This is a genomic window from Mycolicibacterium thermoresistibile (assembly GCF_900187065.1).
GTDB classification, from domain to species: Bacteria; Actinomycetota; Actinomycetes; order Mycobacteriales; family Mycobacteriaceae; genus Mycobacterium; species Mycobacterium thermoresistibile.
Genome location: NZ_LT906483.1, coordinates 98,322 through 111,202, shown reverse-complemented (window position 1 = coordinate 111,202; position 12,881 = coordinate 98,322). Strand labels below are relative to the sequence as shown.

General features: G+C 62.5%; 10 protein-coding genes. 3 read left to right on the top strand and 7 right to left on the bottom strand.

The annotated features are described in order from the left end of the window. Nucleotides 1-2: 2 nt before the first annotated feature. The 3 genes from CKW28_RS00500 to CKW28_RS00485 all read right to left on the bottom strand — a co-directional run bounded on the left by CKW28_RS00500 (nt 3) and on the right by CKW28_RS00485 (nt 4,205). A complete protein-coding gene (locus CKW28_RS00500) occupies nt 3-833 on the bottom strand; it encodes an EspK C-terminal domain-containing protein (protein WP_003924868.1) in 831 nt (276 codons plus the stop codon). A 1,488-nt stretch (nt 834-2,321) separates the two neighbouring features. Beyond that, nucleotides 2,322-3,278: an ESX-1 system-associated protein gene (locus tag CKW28_RS00490; RefSeq protein WP_234785017.1), complete on the bottom strand. Its 957-nt coding sequence runs from the start codon at nt 3,276-3,278 to the stop codon at nt 2,322-2,324. 282 nt (nt 3,279-3,560) lie between these two features. Continuing rightward, nucleotides 3,561-4,205: a hypothetical protein gene (locus CKW28_RS00485; protein WP_131588018.1), complete on the bottom strand. Its 645-nt coding sequence runs from the start codon at nt 4,203-4,205 to the stop codon at nt 3,561-3,563. A gap of 270 nt (nt 4,206-4,475) precedes the next feature. Between CKW28_RS00485 and CKW28_RS00480 the strand changes: the two genes are divergently transcribed. Next, a complete protein-coding gene (locus CKW28_RS00480; RefSeq protein WP_003924871.1) occupies nt 4,476-4,793 on the top strand; it encodes a transposase in 318 nt (105 codons plus the stop codon). Beyond that, entirely contained in the window at nt 4,790-5,686 is an 897-nt protein-coding gene (locus CKW28_RS00475; protein WP_095176406.1) for an IS3 family transposase, read from the top strand. Before CKW28_RS00480 ends, CKW28_RS00475 begins: the two co-directional genes overlap by 4 nt. On the opposite strand, the gene CKW28_RS00470 is transcribed toward CKW28_RS00475, so the two are convergent. From CKW28_RS00470 to CKW28_RS00460, 4 genes are all read right to left on the bottom strand, one after another. After that, nucleotides 5,670-7,307 carry an IS1634 family transposase gene (locus tag CKW28_RS00470; RefSeq protein WP_095176403.1) on the bottom strand — a complete coding sequence of 546 codons (1,638 nt, stop codon included), beginning with the start codon at nt 7,305-7,307 and terminating at the stop codon, nt 5,670-5,672. The two genes, CKW28_RS00475 and CKW28_RS00470, sit on opposite strands and share 17 nt — an antisense overlap. 482 nt (nt 7,308-7,789) lie before the next feature. Beyond that, nucleotides 7,790-8,848: an ESX-1 system-associated protein gene (locus CKW28_RS23485; RefSeq protein WP_157997564.1), complete on the bottom strand. Its 1,059-nt coding sequence runs from the start codon at nt 8,846-8,848 to the stop codon at nt 7,790-7,792. A 205-nt stretch (nt 8,849-9,053) separates the two neighbouring features. Beyond that, on the bottom strand, nt 9,054-10,160 hold the full coding sequence (locus CKW28_RS00465; RefSeq protein WP_131588021.1) for an ESX-1 system-associated protein: 1,107 nt from the start codon (nt 10,158-10,160) through the stop codon (nt 9,054-9,056). Between the two features lie 25 nt (nt 10,161-10,185). After that, complete coding sequence (locus CKW28_RS00460; RefSeq protein ID WP_003925023.1) at nt 10,186-10,761, bottom strand: hypothetical protein; 576 nt, start codon at nt 10,759-10,761, stop codon at nt 10,186-10,188. Nucleotides 10,762-11,146: 385 nt separating this feature from the next. Between CKW28_RS00460 and CKW28_RS00455 the strand changes: the two genes are divergently transcribed. Continuing rightward, nucleotides 11,147-12,553: an IS1380 family transposase gene (locus CKW28_RS00455; protein WP_095176399.1), complete on the top strand. Its 1,407-nt coding sequence runs from the start codon at nt 11,147-11,149 to the stop codon at nt 12,551-12,553. The last annotated feature ends 328 nt before the right edge of the window (nt 12,554-12,881 follow it).

Sequence of the window (12,881 nt, the reverse complement as noted above, 5' to 3'; positions counted from 1 at the left end):
GGTCAGGTGGCGGTGGCGAACTCGGCCAGCGCATCGGTGGTCAACACGCTCACGTGCTGCCAGTACACCCAGTCTGCGATCGCCTCCCGCAAGACCTGTGCGTCCGAGGCCGTATGGGCGCGGTGCAGGGCCAACTCCTGACGGTGATCGGCATAGGCGACAAACCCCTTGAGGTGGTCGGCTTCGCGGCCCGAGCCCGAACGCATCAGCGGTTTGATCATGTCGAACCACAACTTCTTGGACCGGTCCTCGGGCGGGGTGTCATCCACCGGCGACGGAGGAAGCAGGTCGGGCAAGGTGGCGTCACTCATCGCCGCCAGGCGCGCGGCCGCTTCCGGCGAGATCACTTCCAGCCGGCTGCGGCCCTGCATGGTCCCGTTTTGTGGAATGTCGGCCTCGTCGATGAGCACCTTGCGCGCACCGGGGTCGATTCCACGGAGTTGTTCGTCGGTGCCGATAACCGCCTGCAACGTGGCGCCGGTGTGCTGTGCCCATCCTTGCAATGCCAGGTAGGGGTATGACGCCCACCTGGCCCGCTCGGTCGGCGGGACCGATTCGTCGGCAGTCACCATCTTCACCTGCTCGGGCAGATTCACCCCGTCCGGGATGAACGCCAAGCCATAACTGTTGGCAACCACAATGCCGCCGTCGGCGGTCACCCCGGTGGCCCACATGAAGTTCCACTGCACCGGGGGGATGGACGGCGGAGCGTTGAGCGCGGCGGCGATCTGCCGGGCCAGCCGCAACGGATCGTGCCCACCCTGCATGCGGCGCAACGCGCCGGCCTTGGCGGCGCCGGCGATGGCGTCGCGCTGAGCGCGGGTGTTTGTCACCGGGACCGGGGCGACCGCCGCACCACCTGATGCTGCTGCCGCGGGCGGAGCGGTCGGCGCTGGCGGCGGAGCGGGTGGCGGCACGGGAGCTGCCGGCGGCGGAGTCGGCGCCGGCCCCAACGGCATTGGGCTGCTGCCGCCCATCCCACCGCCCGTGCCGGTCATCGGTGCGGCCGGTGCGGGGCCCGCGCCAGCGCCAACAGGTCCGGCGGCCGCACCAGGCGGCAGAGTGTTCGGTGTCGCCGGTGCGGCGGCAGCGGGATTCGTCGGTGGCGCCTGGGCCGGCGCCGGCGGCTCCAACGGTTGAATCGGTGTCAACGGAACCTGGGCCGCACTCGCCGCCCTCACCGCAGCATCCAACGGCGTCTGCGGCGGAATGCCCGCAGCCGGATTACCTACGCCGGGTTGCGCGCCCGTACGAGCGGCGGCCGGCTGGTCCGATGAAGCCGTGCTCTCCGAACCGGAACTGAGCGGACTCCACGTCGAACTACCGCCAGATGAACTACCCGACGATGAACTTCCCGCCGAACCGGACGTGCCGCCCAAAGAGGGTGTGCCTGCCGGCGAAAGGCTACCAGACGGGGCTGAAGCGGATGGGCGAATCGGCGGAGATACAGATGGCGAGCCACCTCCCGCGGGACTTTCTGGCCGAATGGGTGCTGGTCCAGGAAGGACGAGTGGGGGCGCTTCGTTGGCTGGCGTAGCCTCGGTCTCGTGGGCCTTTGCAGGAGCGCTCAGCTGGGGGCCGGTTGTAGGAGCTTGGCTCTGGTCGGAAGGCAGCTCGATATCTACATCATCCCGCCGGGGAGGAGGCGGAGTCTGCCGCTCTGGCTGACGAGTCTCCGTGCTCGGGAATTGGTCGGTTTCTTGCCCTCCTTCTGGATTCGAGCCTACTGCATTTTCGTCACGTAGAAATCTAGGCTTTTCGTACCCGGTTTCTTCTCTTGTGGGACGCCTACCACTATTCAGCGGTGGCAGACCTAGCAGTGCCCGAAGTTCTGCTGTCCTTTCATCAATTGTTCGAATGTTATTGTCGAGGCCCTCTGCCACCTCTTTCAGTGTATCTGCCCCCTCTTGTCGACAGCTATCCTCTACTGCCTGGGCCTCCTGATTGAGTAGTTGTTTCGTTTCAGCGACTACCCGTTCGATCGTCGAAAGTTTTTCTGCAGCAGCATCTGCCTCGTCTGCGTTAGCCAAGTGCCCCTGGATAATTTCGTCTGCCACGCTAAGTGCGGCTTGCGATGCTATCCCCGGCCAATTTTCTTGCAAATTATCACGCTGAGCACGAAGCCCAGGCACGACATTACTTCGAAGATTGTTCGCAAAATCTTTAAAAGCCGCCGCAGTACTGGCCACTATATTTTCGTTTAAGTGAACCCAGCCAGCACTGACGACCGTCTGGCCTCCGAATGGGCTATCATCGGGTTGTATAGGTGGAGGAACAATATTTCGCCCAATCACCTCTTGGTGTATTGGATTCTTCACTTGCTATCCAGCAACTGCTCGGCAGGCGGCGCTAACTATGCCGCCTAAACGAAGTGAAGTCGTCGCAAGGAACCGATCTTCGGGAGTGTATGTAGGCAACGCTTGAACGTACGCTCTGCGGTACTGCGCCGATAAATTTGCGAAATCTCTCAAGACGGGGTTTCCACTGCGCTCTCCCATTTCTTGAAGTTTGTCGGCTAAGGCCGTCATAATCGACGCTACATCGTCGTTGATCGCTTTCTGTTCTGGGCCCCATTCGCTTGCAGAAAGGCTCGGATCAGTCGTTGCCCACTCTCGGCTTTCCTCGTGGAACTGCTTCCATGTGTCCTCCCACTCTCTGCATACCTGGTTTTCCGCCGGAAGAAACCGCTCCGGGTTCCCGGGATCGGCAACAGGTGCAACATCTTGTGGAGGACTTAATGGCGGGACTAGGGGTCCCCGAGCACCTGCCGATCCATATTCTATTGCGCTGCATATGTTTGCAATAACACTCGCAGTTGCAATAGCTGCTCGCGCGAGATTGTCATCTTCTTCTGTGTAATTCGGAATACTATCGGCGTAGGCCCGGGAGTAAGCAATCAGTTGCTCATAAAGCTCCCGCATTACACGATGAGGTGTCATCTTCGCGATCGGTACGAGCTGATCAGCTGATACCCGCATCGATTCTCCGACCGCTTCATACTGCGCCCGCATCTCGCTCGTCCACGCTTCTGCAGGAATTGAGGGGTCGCGTTTATCCCACCCGTTTTCCTGCTGCGCCGCCCGCATATTCAGGATCGGCCGCTGAGGGTCGCACGTGGGATCCTCAGTGATGACGGTGACTGGGCCTGTGTCGGTAGCGCTCTTAATTGCACCCGCAAAGGTGCTCGAATGGTTAGGTAGGTCGCCAGGTTTGTCACCGGCATCCTTTCTCCCTGTCGCCCAAACGGTGACCGCCACACTCACGCCGATCACAGCCACCACCGCTACAGCCGCAAGTCCCCACTTCCAACCGTTGCGTGGCTTGTGTGGGGGGACCGGCGGCCATTGGCCATAAGGCTCGGTCGGTTGCCGTTGCGGCCATGGCTGGCCTGCAGGCGGGTACTCGTTCGGCGACGGCGGGAAAGGTCCGTTCGGAGGTGGCGGTGGAGGTGGTGGTATGGGGCCGCTCATTTACCTGCTCCCACCCAGGACTTACGACTGTCGTTCACAGGGCATTCTCCGGTGACTTATCGATCGACTGCGGCTGAACCGGTGCTTCGCTCATGTGCGCGGACCGGCTAGCCGGCTGGGGTGACGCTCTGAGAGTTCTTCATCCGATGTCGACTCTCGCGTCATTGTCTCACCGTTTAGGTCTGACTGCTCTGAAGCGGTATCCGCCGAGCCACCGTCGATGACGTCAGTTTCGCCAGCGCCGGTGATGTTCTCGGCCACGCTTCCAGCTAGCTGACCCACCTGGCCGCCAACATCCTGGACACCGTGCATCACACCCTGAGGCATCGAGGCCGCGGCACCAATTATCTGCATTGGTGCGCTGAGGAGTTGACCGAAGGCACTTGACTGCGCGCGGAAACTCGAGGCCCTCGACCCCGCAGTTGAACCTCCGCTCGTTACGTCCGGGGAATGGATCTGCTGCTCGGCAGCTCGCAGATCTTGCTCAGCATCCGCGTCGGTGCCCCGGTAAGCCCGTTTGGCCGCTTCGATGTTCGCGGCGAACTCGACTTCCCGCGCACGAGTGTCGGCAACCATTTGCGCGACCTTGGCAGCCACTTCGGGCATCACTTCCGACACCAACTGACTCATCGGGTCCTCGCCGCCCGCCATTGCAGGGACCGAAGGCGCGGTGACTTCCGCTGGGTCCCAATGCAGTGCTTCCTCATTGACCCTGAGGTTGGGTACAGTCGCCATCCCTGATTCCCCTCGTCAGTTGTGCAAGATGTGCTGACGCGGGGGCCTCCACGCGCACGCCAAGGACCCGCCAGCTTTCTGCGAATGCTACCCGACCAGCAACGTCGGTCAGAACACAAATTCGTCGGCCACCGTTGGTGCGCAACACGGCCCCGACAGCCACCTCTGACCGAACCCAGTCACTCCCCGACAACAGATCGGGTGAGCCTCCCCAGTTTGAGTGGACACCTGAGATAGCGGGGCACGGGCCCCTGCTGGAAGGATGTCGGGATGTCTCGGACTCGCCGGTCGTTTACGTCGGAGTTCAAGGTGGAGGCTGCTCGGCGGGTGATTGATGGTGGCCGCTCGGTCGTCGAGGTCGCTCGCGAGTTGAATGTGCACGAGAACCTGTTGCGTAAATGGGTTGCTGGCGAAAGGATTCGGGACGGCGCCGCCGCTGACGCGCGCAGGGTGCCCCCTGACGGGGATCTGACTGCGACCGAGCGCGCCGAGTTGGTGCGGCTACGCGCCGAGGTCGCCGAGAAGGACCGTGACATCACGTTCCTGAAAAAAGTGTCGGCGTACTTTGCGGCACAGCAACACCGGTGAGCCGGTTCGAGCTCATTGCCGCGGAGTGCGCCCACCACGACGTGTCGAAGCTGGCCGAGTTGCTCGGTGTGTCGCGATCCGGGTATTACGCGTGGGCAGCACGGCAACGCCGCGTCGAGCTCTCGCCACGGCAGCAATGGCGCCGCGATCTGGAGGTGAAGATCCTCGCGCATTGGCAGGCCTCTGGTCGCACGTATGGGTCGCCACGCATCACTGCCGACCTGCATGCCGAGGGTGTCGGAGTCTCGGAGAACACGGTCGCCAAGATCATGGCCGAGATGGGTATCGAGGGCATCAGCCCTCGCACGTTCAAGGTCAAGACCACCCAGGTCGACCCGACGGCATCCTTTCCGCCGGACCGGGTCGGTCGAGCCTTTGATCAGGGCCGCCTTGACGCGGTATGGACTTCCGATATCACCTATCTGACCTGCGGCGAAGGGGATGCGTATCTGTGTGCGATCCGCGATGAGCATTCTCGGCGGGTGCTGGGGTGGTCGCTGGCCGATCACATGCGCACCGAACTGGTCGAGGCCGCCGTCGATGCGGCGGTCTTCACCCGCGCCGGCCACGTCGCCGGCACCGTCATGCATTCAGATCGCGGCAGTCAGTTCACCAGCTACGACATGGCCCAGGCCTGCACCCGGCATGGCTTGCTCCGCTCCATGGGGGCGACCGGGATTTGCTGGGACAACGCCGGCTCCGAATCGCTCTGGTCGACGGTTAAGCACGAGTATTACAAACGCCATGCGTTCACAACGTACGCGAATCTCACTGCGGGACTTGACAATTACATCAGATTTTACAACCATGAAAGGCGACACAGTTCATTGGGGATGATCTCACCCATCGACTTCGACCTGAGTTTGGACATTTTGCTTAGTACCCAGGTTTGAAGCCGAGGTCGGTGAGGATTTTGCGCTCGGTGTCGGGGATCTCTGGTGGGAAGGTCTGCGTGGCGCCGTTGATGTTGATGGTCGCCGAGCGCAGCGGCCGCAGTGTCTTGACGACTTTGGCGATGGATAGTCCGGTGCGCGATTGGATGGCGTGGGAGACGGCCAGCGCGGCGAACACGATGGTCAGATGCGCTTCGATGGCATCGCGCATGCGGTTGAACATGGGCCGGGCATCAAGGTCGGTTTTGGACATCCGAAACGACTTCTCGACGTGCCACAGGTCGTGATACTTCGCGATGACCTCGCCAGCGGGCATCACCGATGCCGGGACGTTGGTCACGTAGCCCTTGAGCCCGACCAGGGATTGGGCACGGGCCAGGCTGGCTTCGTCGAGAGTGCGTTCATCGCCGCGGGTCGTGACGAATCGTGCTGTCTTGGCCTTCTTCTCGCCGGAGATGATCGCCCGGGCCCGGGCTTCCTGGGCGGCCAGAGTCTTCTGGTCGCGGCGGGCCCGTTTGGCCGAATACGCCCAGATCGCCCGCCACGCCCCGGTATCGCGGTCGGGGTTCCAGACCGGTTCGGTACGCAATTTGGTGTCGTTGACGCGGGTGTTGCCGTGCCGGGGAGTCACGGTGTCGATGACCTGGCCGTCGGTGAAAAGATCGCCGTTCCAATGGAAGTGGGATTCCAGATCGCCGGGAGCCTTGGTGACCCGCGAGCCGACGATGAACGACAGGTTCACCTCATCCACCGCGGCGAGGTTGGTCTGCGAGAGCATGCCTGCGTCGGCGGCCACCACCATCGGTGTGCCCTGCAGATGGTGGCGGGCCAGAAAGCTGGTGATGATCGGCACGATCGTGGTGGTCTCAGCGGTGTTGCCCTCGAAACAGCCGATCTCCAAGGGAAATCCGGTCCGGTCGACCAGCAGTCCGACCACAATTTGAGGGTCGACTCGGCGCTCTTTGGAATAGCCGACCTTGCGCAGCGAATCCTCGGATTCCGCTTCGAAATACAGGGTGGTCACGTCGTACAAAATCAGCGACAGTCCACCGCAGTCCGAAGCGTAGGCGAAGCACTTCTCGGCGATCGTGTCGCGGTGACCGCTGGAGTGGATCTTGCGGGCATGGCGGTCGATGGTCTTGTAGGACACCAACCGAGCCCCAAGATCTGCCAGCACTCGTGAGGCGTCGAGCTTGCTGGTTGGCTCCACGATCCGGGAGATCACCAAATCGCGGAACACCGCGTCGCCGACGGCATCGAAGCCGAGCCAGTCATAGACGTGGCCCAGGACGTCGTAGAGCAGCCGCGAGCTGGCCCCGACGGTACGCCCGGGCGGCACCACCGGCGCCGCGACCGCCGGTGTGGCTCGCTCGGGGATCAACGCCTGCGCACGGAAATCGGCCACATCGGCCATCGATTGGGCGCGGGCAGCCACCTCGAAATCCAGCGCCGCCTGGCCGCCGACCACCATTTCCCTCGCTTGCTCGAGCAGAATGCCCAGCTCAGCATCGGTATGCGCTGATCCCAGATGAGCCAGGATCACCACTCGACCCCGGTCTTTGCGGGCCACCTGCACCGCCACCGCGCCCGAGGCAGTGCGCACTTTCCGCACGTACGCCACCGCACGAACCTACCCGGTTAGTACCCCAAAACACCCACCCGAAAGACAAACACCGCAGGTCAAACGAGTATCAACTCCGAGAATCTGCCGAGGTGTCCAAACTCAGGTTCGAGATCGCCACACAGACACGTCAGAAACCAAGCTAACCGTGTCCACTTTTCCTGGGGAACCTCAGGGCATGACGCAAGCCGGTCCGCTTTTAGGCTCGAAGCCACATGCTTGCACTGCCTGGCACACTTCGTCGATCAATCCAGCCGTTTCCCCGCTTGAGCGGAGGTGCCTGTCGACTGGCCCTCCGGCTACCACGGTCCCTGCGGTGGCATGTTTTGAACTTATCTTTCGCATCCGCGATGACGTCTTCGTTCACGTTCACCCAAGCTGAGCCCGTGACCGTATCGCCACCGTACTCGCCGCCGTCGCGATCAACCACCAAACCATTTCAAGACGAATCAGTAGCGAACCACCTTGACAAGCATGTCGTTTCACCCCTCGACTGCCTCGCATGCCATTTCCACTACGCCGCTTGCTAGAACCGAAGCGTTTATCAGGTACTTGTCATCTGGCATGTAAGTCGGTACCGCCTCAACATACGCGAGACGGTATACAGCGGTTAATGCGGCGAAATCTTGCAATACCGTATTGTCGCTACGCTTTCCCAGCGCTATCGCTTGGTTAGCGAACCGTTTCATCACCGGTATCACTTCGTCATTGACCGCACGTTGCTCCGCCGACCACTGCCCCACCGGGATGTTCGGGGAAGTATTTCCCCATGCTGCAGCGTCACGTTGAAATCCCGCTATAGCATCCGCCCATTCTCTGCAGACAGGGTTCGGTCTCGTCAGAAACCGCTGGGGATTCTCCAAGTCACCAACGGGTGGGAGCTGGCTCGGCGCTGGCAGCGGTTTGACCAACGGTGCCCGCGCTGCAGCTGCTCCGTAGTCTATTGCGGAACAAATATTCGTGATTGCGTTCGCGGCAGAACTCGCTGCACGAATAAGACTGTTATCGCGAGGGCTGTAGGTGGGTATAGAGTCGGCATATGCACGCAAATATGCAATCGATTGTTCGTAGAGCTCTCGGATCACTCGATGAGGTGTGGCACGGGCTAACGGCACCAACTGGTCGGCTGCCTTCCGCATCGCCACGCCAACGGATTCATATTGACGCCTTACTTCCGTAGGCCAAGCATGCGCGGGGATTGAGGGGTCACGTTCTGTCCAACCGTTCTTCTGAGCATCTGCGAGCGCAGTCATTATGGGCGCTAAGGGTGCACAGGTTGGTTCTTCGGTGATGATTGTGATCGCGCCCGTGTCGTTGGCACTGGCAATATCCGAACCCGCGCTGTCGGTTTCGGAGATCGAAGCTGCAGGAGGGCTGTCACTACCTTTACCTTCACCTACCACTGCTACCGTTACGGCAACCGTGACACCAATAACCGCCAAGACTGCCACGCCGCCAAGTAACCATTTCCACGCCTTCCCTTCTTTCGGTGTTGACGGTGGCCAACTCCCCGGCGGCAATTGATGGTGCAATTGTTGCACTGGCGGCGTGGACGGCCCAACGACGGCTGACGGATGATACTGGTCATCCTGGTGAGGACAAGGTTGATTCATCGGAGAACCGCCGCACGATGAACTGGATTACGAATCATGGGATTTCCTCAAGCCATGGGATGGGTCCCGCGTCCGGTTTGGTTATGCTGCATTCCAAAGCGAGCAGTCCCTCCTGTGCCCGTACGGGTACTAGTTAGTTATTGGTCAGTGCCTTGCAGGCGGCATTCACAACACCCGCTATGCGGATTGATGCTGCCGTCAGATATTGGTCGGCAGGCATGTAGGTCGGAATTGCCTCTATGTAGGCTGAGCGATAAAGCGCTGACAGCTCCGCGAAGTCACGTAACGTGGGGTTCGAAGTGCGTTGCCCTAGGGCAACGAGCCGATCTGCGAACGTCTGCATCACCGGCATAACCTGATCGTTGAGGGCCCTCTGTTCCGACGACCACTGGCTGGCCGGAATATCAGGGGATGTTGTCCCCCACGCTGCCGCATCGCGTTGAAACTCGGACACAGCATCGGCCCATTCGGCACACACCGGATCGATCTCGGTCAGGAGACGTTGTGGATTTGCGATATCGCCAACCGGCGCAAGTACCTCCGGAGCAGCCAACGGCGTCACCATTCGGGCACGCGCCGCCGCAGCACCATACTCGATCGATTTGCAGATGTTGGAAATCGCATCCGCGGCGGCATTTCCTGATCTGGCCAAGAAGTCATCTGCCGGCCTGTACCGCGGAATCGCCTGGGCGTACGCACGCAAGTACGCGATCATCTGCTCATACAGTTCTCGGACTACACGGTGGGGCGTGAGTTTGACCATCGGAACCAGGCGGTCGGCGGTCTCACGCATCGCGTCTCCGACCTCCTCGTATTGAACCCGCACCTCGTGTGTCCATCCCGACGCGGGGATTGACGCGTCTCGCCGATCCCAGCCGTTCTGCTGTGCGTCCGAAAATACAATCAGGATCGGCCGCACCGGCGCACAGGTCGGCTCCTCGGTGATGATTGCGACCGGCCCAGTGTCGTTCGCACTAGCCACATCGGACGTGGGCTCACTGCTCGTCCTCGGCGACGATGCAGATGGTGCACCGCTTTCTTCGTCCTCTCCGATCACAGCAACCGTCACGACGACGGTCACACCAACAATCGCCAGCAGGGCCACCGCACCCAGCACCCACTTCCATCCGGCCCCACCCTTGGGCGGTGGTGCATACCACTGGCCTTCCGGCTGCCACGGTCCCTGCGGTGGCCACGGCTGTCCCGAACCGGGATGACCGCTGGGCGGCGGATAGTTCATTGATTCACCTCACCGGATGCGGAACTCAGCCATCGTCTCGCAGATACCGCTGCACGAACTCGGCCTCGACCTGGGCTGCCTGGGCCGGCGTCGGCAATCCGACCCCGTGCTGCAGGAACTCGCCGAGGAACTCGCGCTCCCCCGCCACCTCGGGCGTCGTCTCCAAAAGGAATTCGTATTGGCCGGCACGGGCTTTCACCGATGCGACCTTGGCCATCGCCAACAGTTCCCGCGCCAGTTCGGCTTCGGTCATACCGGTCAGGCTCGGGGAGATCTCGACACTCTGGATACCGCCGTCGAGATAGGCGGTGACCGTCAGTGTCCCCGGTGAATTGGTCACCGAGAACAGCGGTCCGAGATCTTCGGCGTGCTCTTGCGGCTCGCCGGGTTCGACATAACCCGAGTCGGGTTCGGGTTCCGGGGCGGAGACGAACAACGGACCGTCGACGGCGTCGTCCGCAACCGGCGCTGAAAAATCGAGCGCGGCGGCCAGGTCATCACCCGCCACACCCGTGTCCTCCGGGGCGCCGTAATCCCCGAAGTCGACCGCGGGCGCGTCATCACCGTCCCACTCGTCGTCCGGATCGCACGGCGACATCATCGCGTATCCCCCAACGAAGTCAGCGCAGGGCGACGCTGCGGCAGGCCAACCGGCTGACGCCCGCGCATCCGAAGGCCCTGCACACCCGGGGTACGCGAACCGCCCGACTCGTGAATTGTCCAGCCGATGCTACCGGACCTCAGCAACGCCGAACACCGGGTGTCAACAAGATCACGCCCCGCCCGCTCGAGCTCGCCGCCCCAGGTAGGACGCCCGCTGACGTAGACCACAGCAGGTGTTGAAACCCGAGTTGGGCCAATTTAGCCCGGATTTTTCGTGGAATGTTGCCCTTGATGGCGTGTAGATAAGCGAAAGTGCCTGTCCTGTAAGGAATAATCGGACTTGTCTAAGGTTCGGATCGTTCCCACGGAAAGGCACCTCGCAGGTGAAGAATATCGCGGTCGCACCACGGGTGAAAGTCTCAGCCGACGGCCACGGCGTCGTGTCGCACGCCGGGATGGGCATGGTGCGTGAACTCGCCGACCGCACGGGCCTATCAACGCAGGTCACCGTAGCTTTGGCCGACACCTACCGGGGCCCGTGGGTTTACGCCCCCGGTGATGTCTTCGCTGATCTGGCCGCCGCGGTCGCCGACGGGGCGGACTGCATCGACGGGGTCGGCCAGCTGTGCGGCGATCGTGAGCATGTGTTCGGTGCCGCGGCGTCGACGACGACGATGTGGCGGCTGGTCGATGAGCGCATCGACGCCGCCCACCTGCCCGCGGTGCGGGCCGCGCGGGCCGCCGCGCGAGCGGCGGCCTGGGACGCCGCAGCGGCCCCCGCTGATCAGGACTGGTTGCACATCGACCTCGATGCGACCCTGGTCATCGATCACTCCGACAACAAAGCCGGCGCCACGCCGACCTGGAAGAAGACGTTCGGCCACCATCCGCTGCTGGCGTTTTTGGACCGCCCGGAGATCGCCGGTGGGGAAGCTCTGGGCGGGCTGTTGCGCACCAGCAACGCCGGTGCCAACACCGCCAGCGATCACATCATTGTCCTGGAGCAGGCCCTGGCCGCGCTGCCCCCAGCGTGGCAGCCCGACCCCGATCAACCCGGCGACCCCGATAAGCCGAAGGTGTTGGTGCGCTGCGACACCGCCGGGGCCACCCATAAGTTCGCCGAGGCCTGCCGCACTGCCGGGGTGGGGTTCTCGTTCGGCTACCCCGTCGACGTTCGCGTCCAGGACGCCGTGGACACCCTCAACCTCGGTTCATGCTGGTATCCGGCCATCGACACCCGCGGCGGAATCCGCGACGGGGCCTGGGTCGCCGAGGCCACCGACCTGGTCAACCTCGAGAGCTGGCCGCCCGGCACCCGACTGATCCTGCGCAAGGAGCGCCCCCATCCGGGTGCACAGTTACGGTTCACCGACGCCGACGGGATGCGCGTCACCGCGTTCATCACCGACACACCCCACGGCGTGGTGCCCGGGCAAGTCGCCGGCCTGGAGCTACGTCATCGCCAGCACGCCCGCGTCGAAGACCGCATCCGCGAACTCAAAGCCACCGGCCTGCGCAACCTGCCGTGTCACTCGTTTTGGGCCAACGCCGCCTGGCTGGAAATCGTGCTGGCCGCCGCCGACCTGGTCACCTGGACCAGACTCATCGGCTTCCGCAACCAGCCCGGGCTGGCCCGCGCCGAGATCAACACTTTCCGCTACCGCGTCCTGCACGTCGCCGCCCGCATCACCCGCGGCGCCCGCCAACTACGGCTACGCATCGACGCCACCTGGCGATGGGCCGCAGCGATCGTCACCGCCTGGCAACACCTGCGCACCGCCTTCGGATAACCGCCAGCCCCCTTGACCACCGATCACGAAAGAACCACAGGCCCTGGGAAAGCCCGCCCCACCCGGCGACACGGGACGACCGATCATGCCCTCATACCAAAAAAACCGCCCCAGCAACACAACCAGCGTTCAAAGCAACTCCGCGTCAACTCGATGCAAAATCGAGGCTAAATTGGCCCAACTCGGGTCTTACCCCAGTTGAGGAGCAATGATCAGAACCTGTGGATGAGCCTCGGGGTGGGGGCGTGAAAGTGGGCGCACCTTCCCGAGGATGATCTGAATGTCAGTAGGTCCGATCATGAGCCGGCGTTGGCGCGCTGGTTCGGGA